Annotated in this window: 15 protein-coding genes; 14 read left to right on the forward strand and 1 reads right to left on the reverse strand. The window is 57.0% G+C overall.

The features are described 5' to 3' along the window. The first annotated feature begins 290 nt into the window (after positions 1–290). The 9 genes from R6V78_RS05775 to R6V78_RS05815 all read left to right on the forward strand — a co-directional run bounded on the left by R6V78_RS05775 (position 291) and on the right by R6V78_RS05815 (position 12,011). Complete coding sequence (locus R6V78_RS05775; RefSeq protein WP_410288385.1) at positions 291–2,696, forward strand: AAA family ATPase; 2,406 nt, start codon at positions 291–293, stop codon at positions 2,694–2,696. 162 nt (positions 2,697–2,858) lie between these two features. Beyond that, complete coding sequence (locus tag R6V78_RS05780; RefSeq protein WP_410288386.1) at positions 2,859–3,659, forward strand: IclR family transcriptional regulator; 801 nt, start codon at positions 2,859–2,861, stop codon at positions 3,657–3,659. A 50-nt stretch (positions 3,660–3,709) separates the two neighbouring features. Continuing rightward, complete coding sequence (locus R6V78_RS05785) at positions 3,710–4,576, forward strand: ABC transporter permease (protein WP_410288387.1); 867 nt, start codon at positions 3,710–3,712, stop codon at positions 4,574–4,576. A 3-nt stretch (positions 4,577–4,579) separates the two neighbouring features. Then, positions 4,580–5,377: an ABC transporter permease gene (locus R6V78_RS05790; protein WP_410288388.1), complete on the forward strand. Its 798-nt coding sequence runs from the start codon at positions 4,580–4,582 to the stop codon at positions 5,375–5,377. A gap of 38 nt (positions 5,378–5,415) precedes the next feature. Then, a complete protein-coding gene (locus R6V78_RS05795) occupies positions 5,416–6,579 on the forward strand; it encodes an extracellular solute-binding protein (protein WP_410288389.1) in 1,164 nt (387 codons plus the stop codon). 142 nt (positions 6,580–6,721) lie between these two features. Next, positions 6,722–7,798 (forward strand): ABC transporter ATP-binding protein, encoded by a 1,077-nt coding sequence (locus tag R6V78_RS05800; protein ID WP_410288390.1) that lies wholly within the window; start codon positions 6,722–6,724, stop codon positions 7,796–7,798. A gap of 143 nt (positions 7,799–7,941) precedes the next feature. Beyond that, positions 7,942–8,979 (forward strand): proline racemase family protein, encoded by a 1,038-nt coding sequence (locus tag R6V78_RS05805; RefSeq protein WP_410288391.1) that lies wholly within the window; start codon positions 7,942–7,944, stop codon positions 8,977–8,979. A gap of 139 nt (positions 8,980–9,118) precedes the next feature. Further along, positions 9,119–10,747, forward strand: a complete 1,629-nt coding sequence (locus tag R6V78_RS05810) for an amidohydrolase (protein ID WP_410288392.1) — start codon at positions 9,119–9,121, stop codon at positions 10,745–10,747. A gap of 106 nt (positions 10,748–10,853) precedes the next feature. Next, entirely contained in the window at positions 10,854–12,011 is a 1,158-nt protein-coding gene (locus R6V78_RS05815) for a pyridoxal phosphate-dependent aminotransferase (protein ID WP_410288393.1), read from the forward strand. Positions 12,012–12,167: 156 nt separating this feature from the next. On the opposite strand, the gene R6V78_RS05820 is transcribed toward R6V78_RS05815, so the two are convergent. Continuing rightward, complete coding sequence (locus R6V78_RS05820) at positions 12,168–13,292, reverse strand: AI-2E family transporter (protein ID WP_410288394.1); 1,125 nt, start codon at positions 13,290–13,292, stop codon at positions 12,168–12,170. A gap of 303 nt (positions 13,293–13,595) precedes the next feature. Between R6V78_RS05820 and R6V78_RS05825 the strand changes: the two genes are divergently transcribed. The 5 genes from R6V78_RS05825 (at position 13,596) to nadC (ending at position 20,685) form a co-directional block, all read left to right on the forward strand. Then, entirely contained in the window at positions 13,596–15,068 is a 1,473-nt protein-coding gene (locus tag R6V78_RS05825; RefSeq protein WP_410288395.1) for a tetratricopeptide repeat protein, read from the forward strand. Positions 15,069–15,123: 55 nt separating this feature from the next. Next, a complete protein-coding gene (rarD, locus tag R6V78_RS05830) occupies positions 15,124–16,059 on the forward strand; it encodes an EamA family transporter RarD (RefSeq protein WP_410288396.1) in 936 nt (311 codons plus the stop codon). Between the two features lie 170 nt (positions 16,060–16,229). Further along, a complete protein-coding gene (locus R6V78_RS05835) occupies positions 16,230–17,096 on the forward strand; it encodes a hypothetical protein (RefSeq protein ID WP_410288397.1) in 867 nt (288 codons plus the stop codon). A 102-nt stretch (positions 17,097–17,198) separates the two neighbouring features. Continuing rightward, the gene (locus R6V78_RS05840) at positions 17,199–19,850 is read left to right on the forward strand and encodes a valine--tRNA ligase (RefSeq protein ID WP_410288398.1); all 2,652 of its coding nucleotides are present in this window, start codon (positions 17,199–17,201) and stop codon (positions 19,848–19,850) included. A gap of 4 nt (positions 19,851–19,854) precedes the next feature. Then, positions 19,855–20,685 (forward strand): carboxylating nicotinate-nucleotide diphosphorylase, encoded by an 831-nt coding sequence (gene nadC / locus R6V78_RS05845; protein WP_410288399.1) that lies wholly within the window; start codon positions 19,855–19,857, stop codon positions 20,683–20,685. Positions 20,686–20,701 lie beyond the last annotated feature (16 nt).

The following is a 20,701-nucleotide window of genomic DNA, read 5'->3' on the forward strand; positions in this document are numbered from 1 at the left end:
CTGGGGCGGCCAAAGCCCAACTGGACGAACTTTCCCTGAGGATTCAGCTCACGGCGGCCGGAACCCAAGAGAACCGTGCCGGCTGAGATCGATTCCGAAACAAGCATTACCGTTTCCACCACCCGAAGATGACTGCCCCTTCGGGTGTTTTGTTTGGCTGCGGGACAATCCTTGACACCTGCCCGACCATCAACTATCTCATGATGGTACTCGTGACGTGCGACCGGCCGTAAAGAGAAGAAGACGGCCTTGACCCGGGTTCAATATTCATCCATGCTTCAGGAGCATTTATGACCGTGCAACATGAGGTAAAGCTGTCCGACCTGCGCTGCCTGTGCGATCCATCCATGTTCAATTTTGAAACCACCGCCGACATCGAACCGCTGGATCAGGTCATCGGCCAGGAACGGGCGGTTCGGTCCATCACCTTCGGCCTGGAGATGAAAAGCGCCGGATACCACATTTTCGTAACCGGCCCGGAGGGCACCGGAAAAACCACCATCGTGCAGGAGATCGTCCGCAAGGCGGCCAAAGCCCTGCCCACCCCACCTGACTGGTGCATGGTCAACAATTTCAAGGATGAATTCCGGCCCCGGACCATTCCAGTTGCACCCGGCCATGCCGCCCGGTTTGCCAAAAGCCTCAACCGTCTAATCAGCGATCTGAAAATACGCCTGCCCAAGGAATTCCAGGCCGATCCATTCCGCGAGAAGGTCATCGAGATTCAGAAGCGGTACGGCCAGCAGAAAAAGGACCATTTCGACGCATTGGACCGGTCGGCCCTGGAAAAGCACCTCAAGGTGGAAAAAACCCCGTCGGGCTATCAGACCATCCCCATGAACGGCAAGGTCCCTTATACGGAGGAGACATTTGAGAAACTCCCCGATACTGAACGGGCAGGACTTGAAGCGGCTGTGCAGGATTTTCAGGCGGAGGTTCAGGCGGCCATGCGGGAGGTCAACCGGCTCAACCAGGCCCAGCAGAAAGAAATTCAGAAATTGGCCGGTGAATTGGCCCGCTTCGTGGTAAAAAACCGCTTTGACCTGATCCGTGAGAGCTACCGGGATCAAGTGGAGGTTCTCCTTTTTTTGGATGAGATGCAGGAAGACCTCGTGGACAATGTGGGCCTGTTCCTTCCCCATTCGCCGGAATCGGAGGGCAATGGCGATGCGCCGGAAAGCACCATGGAACTCTCCATGAACCGCTATCGGGTCAACGTTCTGGAAGACCGCTCCGGCATGGCCGGTGCGCCGGTGGTGTTTGAAACCAATCCCACCTACCAGAACGTGTTCGGTCGTATCGAAAAAAAAGCCTACATGGGTACGCTGTTGACCGACTTCACCATGGTGCAGTCCGGATCTCTGCTGCAGGCCAACGGCGGTTTTCTCATTCTGGAAGTTGAATCGGTGCTGGCCCATCCGCAGGTCTGGGATTCCCTGAAGCGCTCGCTGCAGAACAAGATGCTCTGTATCGAGGACATGTCCTCTGACATGGGTCTGGGAACCGTCTCGCTGAGGCCGGCACCGGTGGCGCTGGACGTAAAGGTGATCCTTCTGGGAGGATACGAACCCTTCCAGATCCTCCAGAATTACGACCTCAAATTCAACAAAATCTTCCGGGTTCGCGCGGACTTCGACTATGAAGTGGCCCGTACCGACGAAACCGTCAGGCTCTATGCCCAGTTTATCGCCAGGGTCTGCCTAAGCGAAGCGTTGCTGCCCTTTACCGCCGACGGCGTATCCGCAGTGGTGGAGTATGGCGAAAAGGCCATCGACAGCAAAAACAAACTCTCCCTGCGGTTCGGTTCCGTCACCGGGGTGATCAAGGAGGCCGACTACTGGGCCAGAAAGGAGAATGCCGACCGGGTGACATCCACCCATGTGGTCAAGGCGTTCACGGAGTATCGCTTCCGCTACAACCTCTACGAAGAAAAAATCCACGAAAATTACGTTGAAGACACCATCATGATCGATGTGGCCGGAGAGGTGGTCGGGCAGGTCAATGCCCTGGCCGTGTTCCAGGTTGGTGAGATCGCCTTCGGCCGACCGTCGCGCATCACCGCCGAAACCTTCATGGGCAAATCCGGGCTCATCAATATCGAACGTGAATCCAAGCTCTCCGGCAAGATGCATGACAAGGGCGTACTGATCCTCTCCGGCTACCTGGGCCGCACATTTGCCCAACGCTACCCGCTGAGCCTGTCCATCAGCCTGACCTTCGAGCAGAGCTACAGCGGCATCGACGGCGACAGCGCGTCGTCCACGGAACTGTACGCCATCCTGTCCAGCCTGGCAGGAATCCCCATTCGCCAGGGCATCGCCGTTACCGGATCAGTCAACCAGAAGGGGCAGGTCCAGGCCATCGGCGGCGTAAATCAGAAAATCGAAGGATTCTTCGATGTCTGCCGCAGCAAGGGCCTCACCGGCAGCCAGGGTGTGATGATACCGGCAGCCAATGTCAAGAACCTAATGCTGAAAAGAAGCCTCGTCGAAGCGGTAAAACAGGGGCGCTTTAAAATCTGGCAGGTCGGCACCATCGAGGCGGGTATTGAAATCCTCACCGGGAAAACCGCCGGCAGGCCAGATGGCGAGGGACACTATCCGCCAGAAACGGTGTACGGACGTGTGCAGCGCAAGCTGGAAAATTATCTGAAACAGACCCTGAAGCTGAAAAAAGAGTTGATTTCGGGCAAGTGACCGCCGTTTTCCGACCTTCCGTCCAAACAGCGAAACAAACCGGTTGCGGCAGATCGGTGTACACGGACTGAATGAAATTTTTTAATTGACTTTTGCTCTGCAATCTGGCATTTAACTATTATAGTAATCACATTTCAACTATAGTGTAACCTTGGGCTTTCTTTGGAAACCATATCAAAAGGGAAATATTATTTTTCGAAATCGCTTGAAAAAGGGCTGAAAATACTCTCCCTTTTCAACCGGGAAACGCCTGCGTTGACCCAGAGTCGGATCGCCAAAACCCTGGAACTGAACATGACCTCAACCTACCGCTACATCAACACGCTGGTAGAAATGGGGTATCTGGAAAAAGACACCAAGTCCAAGGAGATCCGACCGTCCATCCTGTGCCTGATTTTCTGTGCCAATCTGATGCGGGCCACCAACCACATGAAAATGATCAAGGAATGCGTTGACAGGATCCACCGCGAGAAGAACATCAGCATCGACGTAGCCTTTGCAGTTGACGATACGCTGGTACGAATTTACTATCGAGGGGCGGATGAATCCTTGACCTACAGCCTGCCGGATTTCTCCAAAAACAGCCTGCACAACACCGCCATGGGCAAGGCCTATTTATCGAGCTTACCCGAAGAACTGGTCGCCCAAAAGATCGACAAAATGGATCTTACGGCCAAGACCCCGAAAACGATCGTTGATAAAGCAGTTCTTTTTGCTGAAATCAAAAAAGCCAAAGCCCTACGATATGCGATGTCCGAGGAAGAGTATTTGCCAGGTTTGATCACCATCAGCGCCCCCTTGTTCGACCCGCTCACGGGAAGCGGCGTCGGGGCGGTCTGCTTTGATTTTTCGGTGCTTGAATACAGTGCATGCGATGTCAAAGCCAAGTATGCGGACATGATCCGGGAGACGGCCCGGACGCTGTCGGAACTCCTGCCGCCCGACAAAAGCCGCAGGCAATAGAAGGGGAACGCAAAGCCGATTCGATTAACCCAACGCACAGGGAGCACCCCATGAAATCGAACAGCTGGAAACCATGGGCGTTGCTGGCGCCGTCTTTGAGCGCCGTATTTTTACTTCTGGTCATACCGGTCTGTTTTATCGTCGTCTACAGCTTCTGGCTGCGCGCGCCCAGCGGGGCTGACATTCCTGCCTTCCAGTTCGGCAATTACGCCAAGTTTTTTGAGGATTTCTTTTATCCGAAAATTCTGATTCGGACGATTCGCATCTCCTTCGAGACTGTCTTTCTTTGCGTGGTCATGGGCTATATCCCCGCCTATTTCTTCTACCGCAGCGAAAGCCGCTTTAAAAAAGTCTTTCTTCTGCTGATCATGCTGCCATTCTGGGTCAGCTTCATTATCCGCACCATGAGCTGGATCAACATCATGGGCGATTCCGGACTGATCAACCACTTCCTGTTGAAGATCGGCCTGATCCAGTCGCCCCTATCCATGCTCTACAACGAATTCACCGTGCTCATGGGCCTGCTGATGTACCTGCTGCCGTTCATGGTCCTCAATATCTACGTCAGCCTGGAAGGGATCGACAAGAGTCTGCTGGAAGCCGCCCGCGGCCTGGGCTGTACCGAATGGCAGGCCTTTCGGGAAGTGACCCTGCCCTTGAGCCTCCCCGGTGTCAGCGCCGGCTGCCTGCTGGTCTTCGTACTGACCGCCGGCACCTATCTGCCGCCCATGATACTGGGTGGCCCCGGCAACGACATGATCGCCAATCTGATTTTCAAGCGAGTGATCGGTACGCTGGACTGGCCCTTCGGTTCAGCCATCAGCGTGATCCTGCTCTCCCTGTTGTTCGTGATCGTGTGGACCTACAACCGGTACCTGGGAATCAACCAGATTTTTAAAAACCTCCAGGGGAATTAGACGATGAAACAATTCTCACCGGGATGGACACTGATTCGGATCTACACGATCCTCGTCTACGTGTTCATGTTCGCCCCCATCGTCGTGGTAATCGTGCTGGCCTTCAACCCCAAACAGTTCGGCATTTTCCCCATGGAGGGCGTCAGTTTCAGGTGGTTCATCAAACTCGCGCAAAATGAATCGATCATCCATGCGTTTAAGAATTCGCTTGTTCTGGGATCCCTGACCGCGGTGATATCCACCGGCATCGGCATCCTCGCCGCCCTGGCCTTCATCCGCTTCGATTTTCCCGGCAAAAACACCCTCAACACGGTGCTGCTGTCCCCGATCATGATTCCGGAAGTGGTTTTAGGTGTGGCGCTGCTGCTGTTTTTGCGGTTTCTGCAACAACCCAAGAGTTTTGCGCTGCTGGTGATCGGGCATGTGGTCTTGACCCTGCCGTATGTATTGTTGATCGTCCAGGCCCGTCTGGTGGGGATTAAGAAAGAGTACGAAGAGGCGGCGAAGTCCTTGGGCGCCAATGCATTTCAGACCTTCAGGGAAGTCACCTTCCCGCTGTTGCTGCCGGCCATATTGGCCGGGGCCCTGTTTGCCTTTACCATCTCGTTTGACGATATCACGGCGACGCTTTTCTGGGCCACGGCCCAGAACCAGACCGTTCCGGTCAAGATTTTCAGCATGCTGAGAAATTCGATCAGTCCGGAGATCAATGCCCTGGGCGCCGTCATGATCGTTCTGACCGTCACCACCCCATTGCTTGCAGGCTATCTGTCCCGCAAGTTCTCAAAGATAAAGGATTAGGGCCCCCAACTGACAACCATCACCTGAAAGGAGTACCCATGGCCATCGTAACGAAAGAAAAACTGGATCGGGTTTATGACGCGTATAAAGACGGCAAACTCAGCCGGCGTCACTTTCTCAAATACCTAAGTCTTGCCGGTGCATCCATCGGACTGGTCGGCCTGCCCTTCGGGAATGCCGTCAAAGACGCCTGGGCAGCCAAGTCCATCCGCTTCGATGGCTGGGGCGGCTCGGTTTCCGAGGCGTTCCGGGAAAACGCCTTCAAGCCCTTTACCAAGGCCACAGGTATCGAGGTTATCGAAGGCGAATTCGGCGACATGAACTCCTACCTGACGCGCGTCAAGGCCTCCTTCCCGCCGGGTGGGGAATTCAACATCGCCCATCTCAGTGCTGTTTACGATTATGCCCGCTATGCCGAACTGGGTTTTGCGTCGGTGCTGGATGAAACCAAGATCCCCAATCTCAAGAATGTCATGCCCGCTATGATCAAACCGCTAAGGGATATCACCAATGGCACGCTCTCAGCCGTCCCCTACGATCTGGGCCAGACCGGCATCGCCTATAACACCAAGCACATCAGCAAGGAGAAGGCCGAAAAGCTTGGTGTCTCTCTGCTGTGGGACAAAAGCCTGAAAGGCAAACTAGGCAGTTGGAGCGGTGACTTTCGGACCAACATGTGGTACGCGGCGCTGCACACCGGCCAGAGCCCCAACAACATGACCGACCTTGAGGCCATTTGGGCGGCCCTCAGTGAACAACGCGACCTGTTGAAGAAATATTGGGCCTCCGGCGCCGAGTTGATGAGTCTGCTGGCCAACGAGGAGATCTATGCCACGGTGGCCTGGTCCGGACGGGTGGCGGCGCTTCAGCAGGAAGGCCACCCCATCGGCTACCTCGCCCCCAAGGGCACCTACTCCTGGATGGAATATCTCTATGTTATGAAAGGTACCAATATGGAGATTGCCCAGCAGCTGCTCAATTTCATGCTCGAGCCGGCCGCGGCCATCGCGGTGGCCGAGGGGCAGAATTACCCGCCCAGCCTGGATCCGACCAAGGTCGAGCTAACCGAGAAAATCAAGAAGATGCCGGCCTTCGACCCCACCGGAAAATTGGATGGGTATCTGTTTGCGGTGCCCGCTTACTGGAACGCCCACCAGGTGGAATGGACCGAGAAATGGGATCGCACCATGGCGGGCAGCTGACGGCAATTTTTGAAAACGCAATGAGTATGAACACCATTTGATCACCGAGGCTGGGCAGGCACCGACGGAAATTGTCCGGCCCCGGTGATCAACCATCCTAAATGGGGGACAGTGTAAATTGGCGACCGGCATAAAACAGCCCATGGTACAATTCAAAAGTATTTTAAAACGGTTCGGCGATGTCGTGGCCGTCGAGAAAATGGATTTTGACATCGAAGAGGGCAGCCTGGTGACGCTGCTGGGCCCATCCGGATGCGGCAAGACCACCTTGCTGCGCATGGTGGCCGGGCTGGAGACGCCCACCGAGGGCGACATTTTTATCAAAGGGGTCCGGATCAACGACACACCGATCCACAAGCGCAACCTGGGAATGATTTTTCAGAACTATGCCCTGTTCCCTCACAAAAACATTTTTGACAATGTGGCCTTCGGGTTGAAATATCGCAAGGTATCCCACGCCGAGGTAAAGAAAAAAGTGTCCCAGGCCCTGGAAATGGTTCGCCTGCCAGGCGTGGAGAATCGTATGCCCAGCCAGCTCTCGGGCGGACAGCAGCAGCGCATTGCCATGGCAAGGGCGATCGTGATCGAACCGGATGTCCTGCTGATGGACGAGCCGCTTTCCGCCCTGGATGAAAACCTGAGGGAGGAGATGCGCCGGGAGGTGGACAACCTTCAACGGATGCTCGGCGTCACGACCATATTCGTCACCCATGACCAGCGCGAAGCGCTGAGCATGTCTGACAAGATTCTGGTCATGAAGGACGGCCGCAAGCAGCAGGAAGGCACCCCCGAGGCAGTCTACAATGAACCGGTCAACCACTTTGTGGCCGATTTTCTGGGCCACTCCAATTTCATTTCGGGGGAAGTGGTGGATATCGAAAACGATCACGTAAACGTCAGGATCGAGACCGGAGACATTCTGATCGCGGAAAACAAAGGCAACTTTTCAAAGGGTGATCGGGTGGAAATGATCGTCCGCGCGCAGCGGTTCGACGCCTTTCCCAAGGCGGATTTCAAACCGGTAAAAGGGTTGAATCACTTCGAGGGCCGTATCAAGGATCTCAGCTACATGGGTGGTGAGGTCAGTTACTTTATCGAACTGGCTGCAGGCCGCGAAATCCATATCATCAGTATGATGCGAACCCGGCTCTATAAAATCGGTGAGGTGGTCAGCGTGCAGGTATCGCCGCACCACTGCCATCTGATTGCCAGGGAATGAGCCGGCGGATCGTTGATTCGACATCCCCGTTCAACCCGCAACCTGAAAGCCGACCCTTAGGTTTTCAGGTTTTTTATGGTTGTCGTTCGACCGGAACGGGATTATGCTTGCACAATGGTCCAGCACAACCAAGGAGTAAACCCATGCTCAAATCACATCGGATCGAAAGGGGCTTTCTGGATTGCTATCCGGATCGAATCGTCACCGTCGATTCCCATACCCAGGGAGAGCCCACCCGACTGCTGGTCGGGGGCCTGGGTAACCTGCCCGGCGATAGCATGAAAGCCAAGCGGGATCACTTCGAATCCCGCTACGACCATATACGCACGCTCCTGACGCGAGAACCCCGGGGACACCGCGGCATCATGGCAGCCGTGGTCACGGAACCGGTCAGCCCCCAGGGGGCCTTCGGGCTTTTCTACATGGATGCCCGTCGTTACCCTTACCTGTGCGGCCATGCCACCATCGGGGCCGTGGCCACGCTGGTCGAAACCGGTGCGCTGGAGACGGAGGACGGGGATACGGTGATCACCGTCGACACCCCGTCGGGACCGCTGGATGCCCATACCCGCATCCGCAGGGGGCGCGTTGAATCCGTGGCCATCGATATGGTGCCCTCATTCGTTTTCGATACCGGACGCCGGATCGACGTCCCCGGCTTCGGGAGTCTGAGCATCGATCTGGTCTGTGTGGGCGGCTTTTTCGCCATGGTCTCCGCCCGCGACGTGGGCATCGACCTGATACCGGCCAACAGCCAACGGTTGATTCCACTGGGAATGGCCATCATCGATGCAGCCAATCAGGCATGCGACGTCTATCACCCCCAGCGGCCGGAGGTGACCACGGTGGATGTGACCGAATTCTATGCTGGCGACCCCTTAAAAGAAACCGGTAAAAGCGCGGTGATATACGGCGAATCCCACATGGACCGTTCTCCCTGCGGCACCGGCACCACCGCCAAACTGACCTTGCTTCACCACCTGGGCAAACTCGCTCCGGAGCAGACCATCAGGAATGCCGGACCGCTGGACACGGTTTTCGAGGCGCAAATAGTAAGAACAATCTCCATCGGCAAATTCGAAGGGATCGTTGGCCGGATCCGGGGCAATGCCCAGATCATTGGCTATCATCAGTTTGTGGTCGATGAAAGAGATCCCTTCCCCAAGGGATTCTTATTGTGAAATGAGGGGCTCAAAAAGGTCTGCCCGGGCGTATGATGCGCAAGTAGCGTGATTCGATCGGCCATTCATACCCATTTTGTTCCAAGACCTTCTGGATCCTTGAATCCCCATCAACCCATTTATCGGAGCAACACCCAGCATGGCACCCTTTCCATCCTCCCCTGACCTCATCCTTTTCAACGGGACCATTGCCACCCAGAATTCCCGACAGCCGATCGTACAAGCAGTGGCCATCGGAAAGGACATCCTCATGGCCGTCGGCCGAGACGATGAGGTCCTCTGCCTGGCTGGTGCCGGTACCCACAAGGTTGATCTCGGCGGCCGGCTGGTGGTTCCCGGTTTCATCGACACACATATTCATTTTTACGAATGGGCCCTCAAGCGGCAGGGAGTCAGGCTGGATGATCTGACCCACCTCGAGGGACTGCTCGAACGCCTCCACGAATCCGCCGCCGGCCGTCCGACCGGCCAATGGATCATGGGACAGGGGTGGAACGAAAGCGACTGGACCGAGCCGCGCATGCCCACGCGGGACCTGCTGGACCGGGCGGCGCCCCATCACCCGGTGCTGCTGTGGCGCTGCGACCTGCACCTGGCCGTGGCCAACTCCGCCGCCCTGAAACTGGCCCGCATCGACGCCGGGACCCCGGATCCGGCGGAAGGCCGGATCGAGCGCGACCACGCGGGAGAACCCACCGGGATCCTGCGTGAACTGGCTATCAACCTCGTGCGCGAAGTGGTCACTCCACCGCAGGAGGAGCAAATCCTGGAGGCATTTGACGATGCCACCAAGGCCCTGCACCGCCGGGGTGTCACCGGCATTCACGATGTGCGTCTGATGGCGGACCGGGACGGCGCCCGCGCACTGGGCGCCTTTCACAAGCTGGATCGGGATGATCGCCTCGCGCTGCGCACGTGGGTCACCCTTCCGGGTGATCACCTGGCAGACATCATCAGCCTGGGTCTGCAAACCGGGTTCGGCAACGACCGGCTGCGCATCGGCCATGTCAAGTTCTTCTCCGACGGCGGCATGGGGGCACGCACCGCCTGGATGATCGACCCATTTACAGATGCCGGGCGGGGCATGCCCCTGATGGACATGGCCGACCTGGCCGACAAGGTCCGCCGGGCGGACGATGCCGGCCTTTCCGTCATGGTGCACGCCGTGGGTGACCGGGCCAACCGCGAGCTGGTCAACCTGTTCACGGAGCTCGAATCCCGGCGGTCCCGATCAGGCCGCCCGCGTCCTTTCATCCCCCACCGGGTCGAACACATGCAGATGATCCGGCCCGAGGATGCCGACCGATTGCGCCACCTGAACCTGGCGCTGTGCGTCACCCCGTCCAACATGGTCCTGGACATGAATCTGATCGACCGGGTGGTGGGAGCAAAGGCCCATTGGACCTACGCCTTTCGCCGCCTGATCGACACAGGCGCGGCGGTCATGTTCAGTTCGGACTGCCCGGTTTGCGATCCGGCCCCGCTGACCGCCATCCACGCAGCAGTAACCCGCCAGCGGGCCGACGGTACACCGGTGAACGGCTGGCATCCGCAAAACCGAATTACAGCAGCCGAGGCCCTTCGCGCCTACACGGCCACACCGGCGGCCGTCCACCGGGCCGCGCATATAGGCATGATCGTGCCCGGGAAAAAGGCGGATCTGGCCGTAGTCAGCGAGAATGTGTTATCAATACGCCCCGAATCGATCCCCGACGCTCGGGTTGAGATGACACTTTTCGATGGACGGATTGTATACAGAAAATTTTAGGTCGATGGGGTCCACCGGTTTTGTGTTGCCGGCTTTTAAAAGGATTCCAATCCTTCGCGAAACATTTAAGAATTAAGTGCGCAACGCTTTTTTTTCAGGAGGTCCCATGCCCAAAACCGCTGACCGTTTAACTTTTTTCACCGAATCGGTCATTCGCGAAATGACCCGCGTGTCCGATCGATACGATGCCATCAACCTGTCCCAGGGATTTCCCGACGCCGATCCGCCGGCAGAGGTGCTTGAAGCCGGAAAGCACGCCATGGCAAGGGGGCCTCACCAGTATGCCGTCACCTGGGGAGCACCCCGTTTCCGGAAAGCCCTGGTGAACAAACAGCGCCACTGGATGGGAATCGACCTGGATCCCGAGGTAAACGTGGTCGTGACCTGTGGCAGCACGGAAGCCATGATGGCCGCCATGATGACCGCATGCAACCCCGGAGACAAGGTCATCATCTTTTCCCCGTACTACGAAAATTACGGCGCAGACACCATTCTCAGCGGTGCCGATCCCATCTACGTCCCCCTGCATCCGCCGGATTTCAATTTCGACCCGGATGTCCTCAGGTCCGCCTTCATGCAGAAGCCCAAGGCCATCGTTTTGTGCAACCCGTCGAATCCATCCGGCAAAGTCTTTTCCTTGGAGGAACTGGAAACCATCGCCGGCCTGGCGCGCGAGTTCGACACTTTCGTGATCACCGACGAGGTCTACGAACACATTGTCTATCCGCCCCATCGCCACCACTACATGGCCGCCCTGCCGGATATGTTCGCGCGTACCATTTCCTGCAGCTCCCTGTCCAAGACCTACAACATGACCGGCTGGCGGCTGGGCTATGTGATCGGTCCCGAAGCGGTGATTGCCGGCGCCCGCAAGGTTCACGATTTTCTCACCGTCGGCGCTGCTGCCCCCCTGCAGGAGGCCGCCGTTACCGCCCTGGAACTGCCCTTGAGCTACTATGATCAACTCACAGCGGACTATACCCGCAAAAGGGATCTGTTTTTGGGGTATCTGGATGAGGCCGGTCTGGCTTATACCAGACCCCAGGGAGCCTACTACGTCATGGTGGATTGCACCCCATTTGGCATAACCGACGACAACGCCTTCTGTCGCTGGATGGCCAAGGAAGTGGGGGTGGCGGCCGTTCCCGGTTCCAGCTTTTTTCATGAATCGGTCAACCATCTGATCCGGCTTCACTTTTCGCGTTCAGAGGAGATTCTGGCCGAAACCGGCAGGCGTCTCAAGAAACTGAAATCGCTTCTTTAAGGCTGGATGACACCCAACCCATGGCCGGTGCGGTCGTCCAGCGCGGCCATCACAGCCACCGCATTTCGGTAATTTATCTGCCAACAGCCCATAGCCAAGGCCTTATCCCTCTGCGCGACAGGCTGGCGTCGAGAGACGGCCCGCATCATCTCCCGTTTATTTTGGGCTGTTACCCGTTCCACCATCCTCGGCATCGGCCGCTTCCCGTTTTTTTCTCAATACATACGCGGTGTCGGGCAGGACATCCTGAAAAACCTGCCCGTAGATCTCCCAGGTGGTCACGAAAAGGGCGGCGATGATGGGGCCGATGATCACCCCTATCATGCCGAACATGAAAATGCCGCCCATGGTGCCAAAAAAAATCAACAGCTCGTGCATCTGCGTGTCCTTGCCCACCAGAATCGGCCGCAGCAGGTTGTCCAGGCTGCCTACCACCAGTGCGCAGAAGACAAACAGGCCCACCGCCTTGCCGACGGCGCCCCCGAATCCCAGGATGATCACCGCCGGCACCCAGACAATCGCCGTGCCCACGCTGGGGATGACGGACAGCACCACCATGATCACGCTCCAGAAGGTCGCACTGGGAATGCCCACCGCCCAGAAGGCCAGGCCGGTCAGACCGCCCTGGAGAATACCGATGACGGCAGTGCCTTTCAACGTGGCCCGGGTGACCGATGTAAACCGCTCCAGCATCTGCTGTTCGTCGTGATCCTGAAGCGGCAGGTAGTAGAGTATTTTTTCCAGCAGCTTCTCCCCATCCATCAGAAAGAAATACATGCAGTAGATCCACACGAAGAGCATCAACAGGAAATTGACCGCCCCCACTGCGGCCGACGAGAGGTTGTTGACTAGGAACTGGCCGATGCCGCCGACCAGTTCACCGGCTTTCTTGAGGATCAGTTCACTGTGGGGGGCGATCTGGTCATAATAGGGGATGGTCGACATTAATTGAGTAAAGGCGCCCGGCTGGTTGAGCTGTTCCTTTACCCAGGGGACAGCCGACTGGCTGACCTTGATGGCCTGACCGGTAACCACCCCCGTGAGCAGCCCCAGGGGGACGACCACGACGAAGATGATCAGCAGCAGCGTCAAAATCGATGCCAGGCTGCGCCGTCCGCGCAGACCAGTCTCTATCCAAAGATAGATGGGACGGGTAATGGCTGCAAAAATGCCGGCCAGAAAAATGGCCATTAAAAATGAACGTATCATCGATACAAACACGGCCGAGATGAACACCACCAACACAACGACCACGAAATTGTTTGACCTATCGTCATGCATGACTGTCTTGCTCCCATTTCTTTGGTGGCCTGCCGGCAGGCCGTGACGGTAGATGATTGTATTCCGGGACAATCGATCTTATCCTAAAAACACTGCCAGGACAAACCGGAGCTGTGACCGGTGTCGATCGGTCTCGGCCGGAGTCCTGCAGGCGGGCCGGGTAACCGTTAGATGGCGGCCTTTGCCGGAAACGGTTGGTCCGTTTAATACCCGGTTGAAAAGCCCGCAAGCATCCGTATAATGTGGTTCGGGTACGATCGCTGACTACCGCGCACCCGATGGCCAACAGGAGCGATAAAGCGCATGAAACGATATCGGTCAATGGTGATGATGGTCTTGACAACGGTGCTTTTGGGCTCCGCCTGCGCCGGGCGTTTTGGAACTGAACCGCCGCCGCCCCCGGGACTCAAGGACTGGGTCAGACCGATCAAACAATCCGTCGTAACCGTTGTCAATTATGATCTGGAAGGCGATGTCTCTTCTATCGGCAGCGGCTTTTTCATTTCCACCAGCGGAGTTCTGCTGACCAATTTCCATGTATTGGATGGTGCCTACAACGCCGAAATAAAGACCTCCGACGGGAGCCGATATCCGGTGGCAGCGGTGATGGCCAGAAGCCAGGTGATCGACCTGATCAAGGTTCGCGTCGACATCCCGGCCGACCGGGTGACCCCCATCGTTCTTGCCACGCAAGATCCGGAGGTGGCCGACAGCGTCTTCGTGGTCGGAAGCCCCATGGGCTTGGAGCAGACCGTCTCCGAAGGCATCATCTCCGCCATCCGTGAACTTCCTGGAGGTGCAAATATTCTGCAGTTGACCGCCCCGATTTCACGGGGCTCCAGCGGCGGCCCGGTGCTCAACCAACGCGGGGAAGCTGTCGGCGTGGTCACCTTCCAAGCCGCCAATGGACAGAACCTCAACTTTGCAATCTCCATCAATGCACTGGAGATGTTGTTCGAGGAAACACGAGAACCGTCCCTTGCCGAGTGGACCATACACAACTCGCGTCAAGGTCCGGCCCTGGCCGCAGCCCTGTGCGGCAGGGGCTCCGGACTGACCATACGAGGAGAATATGCAGAAGCCCTGACCTTCTTCAAGCAAGCGGCCGAGGCCAACCCGGATGATCCCAATGCATGGTACGGCCTGGGCAGCTGTTATGTCGGCCTGGACCAGCAGGACAATGCCATCGCGGCCTACAAGCACCCCATCGAAAAGGACCCGGACAATGCCGTGGCCCATTTTATCCTGGCCATGTACTACAAGGCGATCGGACAGCATGTGGCGGTGATCGCCCCGCTGATGGAAGTGATTCGCATTGATCCCGCCAACGTGCGCGCCCGGTTCGAACTGGGCCGGGCCTACGGCGCGGTTGAACGCACCGCAGAGCAGATCGACGCCTTCGAAGCGATCCTGGTCGACCAGCCGGACCACCTGCCGACCCTGCTCAATCTGGGTACAACCTTAGGATCGGTCGGCCGACTGGAAGAGGCCATGGACCTGTTCACCCGGGCCAATGCACTGGAGCCGGAAAACGAATTGATATACTACAACATGGGGGTCACCTATAACCGCATGGACAGACCCGAAGCGGCGCTGCGCGCCTATACCCAGGCCATTCGGGTCAATCCGCGTATGGCCGCCGCCCACTACAATCTGGCCCTGACCCACCTGAAGCAGGGGAGCCGGAAACGAGCCCTGGACGAGTACGATATCCTGAAGGACCTGGATGCGGACGCCGCGCGGGCGCTGTTTGACCGGATCTATCCGGATGAATAGGATGCGTCGGATGCCGGGTGTTTTTCAGCAAACAATCTGAGAGCAAGCAACGCCGATGAAAGCCAGCCCGCCCGCAGATGGGCCGCACGTACTCGCCGGCACCCTGTTCGCCTTTACGGCCTTTCTCATCTGGGGACTAAGCCCCGTGTACTGGAAAGCGCTGCAGGGCGTGGGGGCGTTCGAGATCATCCTGCACCGCATCCTCTGGTCGTTCGTTTTCCTCATGCCGATCGTGGTGGCCGGCCGGCAATGGACCGCATTCAAAAAAGCGATCAAAAGCCCAAAGATGCTGTCCATTCTCCTGACCACGTCCCTTCTGGTGGGTGGCAACTGGCTCATCTACATCTGGGCGGTCAACAACGGTCGGGTGCTCCAGGCCAGCCTGGGGTATTACATCAATCCGCTGGTCAACGTCGTTCTGGGCATGATCTTCCTGCGCGAACGCCTGCGTCGAGCCCAAACCGTGGCGGTGGTTTTGGCAGCGCTGGGTGTGCTCAACCTCACATTCAGGACCGATGGTTTTCCCTGGGTTTCCCTGGCCCTGGCATTCAGTTTCGGCATTTATGGTCTGGTCCGCAAGTTGGCGGCAGTCGGTGCACTGGTGGGCCTCACCGTGGAAACGCTGCTACTGATGGTTCCTGCGGGAATATGGGTATTTCATCTGCACCAGATTGACGCCGGCGCATTCTTGCATGCCGGGACGCAAACGGATCTAATGCTGGTGGGCACGGGGATTCTGACGGCAACCCCATTGCTGTTTTTTAATCTCGGTGCCAAGCGCATCACCCTGGCCACACTGGGGTTTATCCAATACACAGCCCCTACCGGCATGCTCCTTTTGGGAATCACTTTGTTCGGTGAACCGTTTTCCCGTGTTCAGGCAGTGACCTTCGGGCTTATCTGGACGGGCCTGGCGGTTTATTCATGGGATTCAATTCATGTCCATCGGAAAATTACCGATCGTTGTTACTTTTCTCAAGAATCCAAATAACTTGACAGGGTTTTCACCGTATGGTAGCGTTTTTCCGATATTTTTTTCCCACGGTCGCCAAACCCGGGCCAGGCATCACCGTGAGCGACATTTCAGCGAAAATGCTGAAGGGTCCCGGCCAAAACCAGTAACTGGAATTTTTCATCAACCAAGGTTAACGGGAGAAAACTATGGATGGTCGCCAGAAGCCCAATCCACAACCAGAAAACGGTAACGACCTGGACGATGATGAAATCATCGACTTGACGCAGATCCTCGAAGGTCAGGATGACGACATCATCGAGTTGAAAGACATTCTGGAGCAGCCGGATCAGGTTTCGAATCAAGCGGATGCATCCGATGAGCCGGAAATTTCACTTGTGAAAAATTTACTCCCGGAAGAGGCCCCCGATGTGCCGGAAGATACGGATGATGAAATCATCGATCTGATGAACGTGGCAATTATACCGCAATCAGAGACCGCCGAACCCGGGTGGCAAGGCGGCGCCATTCCCGAACAACCGGCCGAGGAAGAACCGATTATCGATCTGTTGGATGCCGTGGAGCCGAAACCCAAAGGGGCAGCGGCAGTAGGTGACGCGGACGAGGAGTTCACTGACCTGGAAAGCCGGGCACAAGCCATACTGAATGATGCATCGGTTTCCTCGGAATATGAAACTCCCGAAGAAGCCGCCGAAACAGCCGGTCCCGACGATGAACGGCTGGTTTTCGAAGCGGAACGGATCACCGCGCCAGCGACGATTCCCACGGCCCGGACGGTGCGGCCTGAACCCTCTGCTGAAGAGCCACCATCTGCCGGAGAGTCGACGGATGCCTCGATGGACGCACCGTTCCCTTCGCCCGCAACCAAGGCTGAGGCCGAAACCCCACCACTGACGGAGCAACAGATCGAAGATGCCTTGGAACGCGTCATCAAAAAAATTTACGGCGAGAAGATTGAGCATTTGTTGATACAGACCATCGACAAAACCATCAGGCGTGAGATCGAAAAAATTAAAAATGCACTGCAGGAGGATGGCGACGGAATGATAGAATAAATTGGTAATCATCCTCGATCGGCATTTGACATTATTTCATGGGGATTAGCCTTAATCCCCTTTTCCATTTTTAGAGATGTTTGTGCAAGGAGCGTTTACCCTATGAGTCGTGATTTACTGGACAAGAGCTACTCTCCAGAAGAAGTTGAAAGACGCTGGTATGCCTACTGGGAGCAGGAAAAACTGTTCGCCGCCGATGAGAACACAACCAAAAAACCGTATTCGATCGTCATTCCACCGCCCAACGTCACCGGCGTGCTGCACATGGGCCATGCCCTGAACAACACCATGCAGGACATCATGTGCCGCTATCGCCGTCTGAAAGGGGACAGCGTCCTGTGGATGCCCGGAACGGATCACGCCGGCATTGCCACCCAAAACGTGGTGGAGAAAAAACTGGCCGCCGAGGGTTCGGACCGGCACCAGCTGGGAAGAGAAACTTTTATCGAGGCGGTCTGGGAATGGCGCAGGGAATACGGCAGTGCCATCATCAACCAGCTCAAACGCCTCGGAGCCTCCTGTGATTGGGACCGCGAGCGGTTCACAATGGACGAGGGGCTTTCCCTGGCAGTGAGAAAAGTATTTGTCCAGCTCTACGACGAAGGCCTGATCTACCAGGGAGATTACATCATCAACTGGTGCTGCCGCTGTCACACGGCCCTGTCCGACCTGGAGGTGGAACATGAAGACCTGGAGGGCAGCTTCTACCACATCCGTTATCCCTATGCCGACGGATCCGGTTCATTGGTCGTGGCCACCACCCGTCCTGAAACCATGCTCGGAGACACGGCCGTGGCCTTGCACCCGGAAGATGCGCGCTATGACGGTCTGTCTGCCAAAGCCGTAATCCTGCCGCTGATGAATCGTGAGATTCCCATTATCCGCGACACATATGTGGACCTTTCAACCGGGACCGGCGCCCTCAAGGTTACTCCGGCCCACGACCCCAATGACTTTGAAATCGGCGTTCGACACGATCTGCCCAGCATCAAAGTCATCGCCGACGACGGCACCATGACCGAGGCGGCCGGTCGATTCAAAGGCATGGATCGTTTTGCCTGCCGCAAGGCCGTGGCGGAAGCGCTGGCGGCCGAGGGGCTTCTGGAACGGGTGGAGCCCCACCGGCACAGCGTGGGCCACTGCTACCGCTGCAAAACCGTCGTCGAGCCCAACCTCTCCCGCCAATGGTTCGTCAAGGCCAAACCGCTGGCCGCAAAGGCGATCGAGGCCGTCGAGACGGGCAAGACGCGCATTATTCCCGAATCGTGGACCAAGACCTATTACGAATGGATGACCAACATCCGTGACTGGTGCATTTCACGCCAGATCTGGTGGGGCCATCAGATACCGGCCTGGACCTGCCAGCGCTGCCGCAGGATGGTCGTGGCCATGGAAGCACCCGATATCTGTCCGGATTGCAGCAATGGCGGCCTGGTTCAGGAAACCGACGTGCTGGACACATGGTTCAGCTCGGCCCTGTGGCCCTTTTCCACCATGGGCTGGCCGGAGCAAACCCAGCTGTTGAAGACCTACTACCCGACTTCTGTGCTGGTAACCGGTTTCGACATCCTTTTTTTCTGGGTGGCGCGCATGATGATGATGGGAATCCACTTCATGAAAGAGATCCCCTTCCGCGACGTTTACGTGCATGCCCTGGTGCGCGACGAGGAAGGCAAGAAGATGAGCAAATCCAAGGGCAATGTCATCGACCCCCTCAACGTCATCGAACAGTACGGCACGGACGCCTTTCGCTTCACCCTGGCCGCCTTTGCGGCCCAGGGCCGTGATGTGAAGATGAGCGAAAAGCGGGTGGAAGGCTACCGCCACTTCATCAACAAACTCTGGAACGCCGCACGGTTTTCCCTCATGCATCTGGACAGGGGCCGGGAAACCATCGATGCAGACAACATCTCCCTGCAGGATCGCTGGATCCTCTCGCGTCTGAGCCGGGTGGCTCGGCAGACCGAAGAAGCGCTGGACGCCTATAAGTTCAACGAAGCCGCCGGCGCGGTCTACCAGTTCGTTTGGCATGAGCTGTGCGACTGGTATCTGGAGGCGATCAAGCCCACCCTCTACGACAAAACCGGAGACCGGGAAAAGGCCGCCACGCTGTCGGTGCTGTGGGTGGTGTTCAAAGAAGCGCTGATCCTGCTGCATCCCTTTGCCCCCTTTGTCACCGAGGAAATCTGGCACTCGCTGCCCGGCACCGACGGTTCGATCATGCAGGCGGCCTGGCCGGATCACCTGCAATCCGGCGATGATCCGGAGGCCGAGGCGCACATGGAAACAGTCATGGCCGTCATTACCGGAATCCGCAACCTTCGCGGTGAGATGAACATTTCGCCCGCCGCCGCCCTGAGCGTGGCTATCCACCCCGAGGACCCGCTGACCGGGGCGGTGGTGGCAAACAACCACGACTTGATCGTAAACATGGCCCGCCTGGACGACATCACAGTGGACGCGGAAATGGAGCGGCCCAAGACGGCGGCAACGGTCCTGATAAACGGAGCCACGCTGTATGTGCTGCTGGAAGGCATCCTTGATTTTACCCAAGAACAAATTCGCCTGGAAAAGGAAATCGGCAAATTAACCAAGGAACTCTCGGGCATGAACATAAAACTGGGCAACGAGGACTTCCTCAAAAAGGCGCCGGTCGAGGTAGTGGTTGGCGTCCGCGAAAAGCATGCCGCCATGCTTGAAAAGCAGCATGCTCTGGCAACCACGCTGGCGCGTATCAAATCCATGCTGGATTGAGCCGATGCATACCACAGAAGACCTGATACAATTGGCCTTGAACGAAGATATCGGCCCCGGCGACATCACCACCGACAGCCTGGTGGAACCAAACATCCGGGGAAGGGGCCTGATCGTCGCCAAACAGGATCTGGTGATCGCCGGCCTCCCGGTTGCCGAGAAGGTCTTCAAGGCCATCGAGGCACAAATTGATTTCAAAGCCCTTTGTGCGGATGGCGATCAGATAGCTGCCGGCAGCAGCGTGATCAGGGTTGAGGGCAGTTTGGTAGCCCTGCTCAAGGGTGAACGCACCGCCTTGAATTTTCTGCAACGGTTGTCCGGTATCGCCACCCAGGCGCGGTCTTTTGTCGAAGCGGTTGCAGACACGCCGGTCAAGCTGGTGGACACACGCAAAACCACCCCGGGATTACGGGTGCTGGAAAAATACGCTGTGCGCATGGGTGGCGCCCACAACCATCGCATGGGCCTGTACGACGGCGTACTGATCAAAGACAACCACATTGCCGTGTCCGGCGGCATCGTAAACGCCGTACATATGGTCAGGCAGGCGATCTCCCACCTGGTAAAAGTCGAAGTGGAAGCCGCCACGTTTGAAGACGTGGAGGCAGCCATGGCTGCCGGTGCGGACGTCATCATGCTGGACAACATGGAACTGGATCAGATCCGCCGGGCCGTCCGTATGATCGACAACAAGGCCCTGGTGGAAGTATCCGGCAACGTCACCCGGGAACGGCTGAAGGATTTGGCCGGAACCGGTGTGGATCTCATCTCCATCGGCGCACTGACCCACTCGGCGGTGGCCGTTGACTTGAGCATGAGAATTGAAAAGATTTAAGTAACCGAATCCATGG

Origin of the sequence: Desulfosarcina sp., from assembly GCF_046496365.1 — a bacterium.
Classification (GTDB): domain Bacteria; phylum Desulfobacterota; class Desulfobacteria; order Desulfobacterales; family Desulfosarcinaceae; genus Desulfosarcina.

Bases quoted from the DNA above. Each gene is read 5' to 3' on its own strand.
- R6V78_RS05820 (WP_410288394.1), bottom strand. From the start codon at position 13,292: ATGCATGACGATAGGTCAAACAATTTCGTGGTCGTTGTGTTGGTGGTG.
- R6V78_RS05800 (WP_410288390.1), top strand. From the start codon at position 6,722: ATGGTACAATTCAAAAGTATTTTAAAACGGTTCGGCGATGTCGTGGCC.
- R6V78_RS05785 (WP_410288387.1), top strand. From the start codon at position 3,710: ATGAAATCGAACAGCTGGAAACCATGGGCGTTGCTGGCGCCGTCTTTG.
- R6V78_RS05795 (WP_410288389.1), top strand. From the start codon at position 5,416: ATGGCCATCGTAACGAAAGAAAAACTGGATCGGGTTTATGACGCGTAT.
- R6V78_RS05840 (WP_410288398.1), top strand. From the start codon at position 17,199: ATGAGTCGTGATTTACTGGACAAGAGCTACTCTCCAGAAGAAGTTGAA.
- R6V78_RS05815 (WP_410288393.1), top strand. From the start codon at position 10,854: ATGCCCAAAACCGCTGACCGTTTAACTTTTTTCACCGAATCGGTCATT.
- R6V78_RS05825 (WP_410288395.1), top strand. From the start codon at position 13,596: ATGAAACGATATCGGTCAATGGTGATGATGGTCTTGACAACGGTGCTT.
- rarD (WP_410288396.1), top strand. From the start codon at position 15,124: ATGAAAGCCAGCCCGCCCGCAGATGGGCCGCACGTACTCGCCGGCACC.
- R6V78_RS05810 (WP_410288392.1), top strand. From the start codon at position 9,119: ATGGCACCCTTTCCATCCTCCCCTGACCTCATCCTTTTCAACGGGACC.
- nadC (WP_410288399.1), top strand. From the start codon at position 19,855: ATGCATACCACAGAAGACCTGATACAATTGGCCTTGAACGAAGATATC.
- R6V78_RS05790 (WP_410288388.1), top strand. From the start codon at position 4,580: ATGAAACAATTCTCACCGGGATGGACACTGATTCGGATCTACACGATC.
- R6V78_RS05805 (WP_410288391.1), top strand. From the start codon at position 7,942: ATGCTCAAATCACATCGGATCGAAAGGGGCTTTCTGGATTGCTATCCG.
- R6V78_RS05835 (WP_410288397.1), top strand. From the start codon at position 16,230: ATGGATGGTCGCCAGAAGCCCAATCCACAACCAGAAAACGGTAACGAC.
- R6V78_RS05775 (WP_410288385.1), top strand. From the start codon at position 291: ATGACCGTGCAACATGAGGTAAAGCTGTCCGACCTGCGCTGCCTGTGC.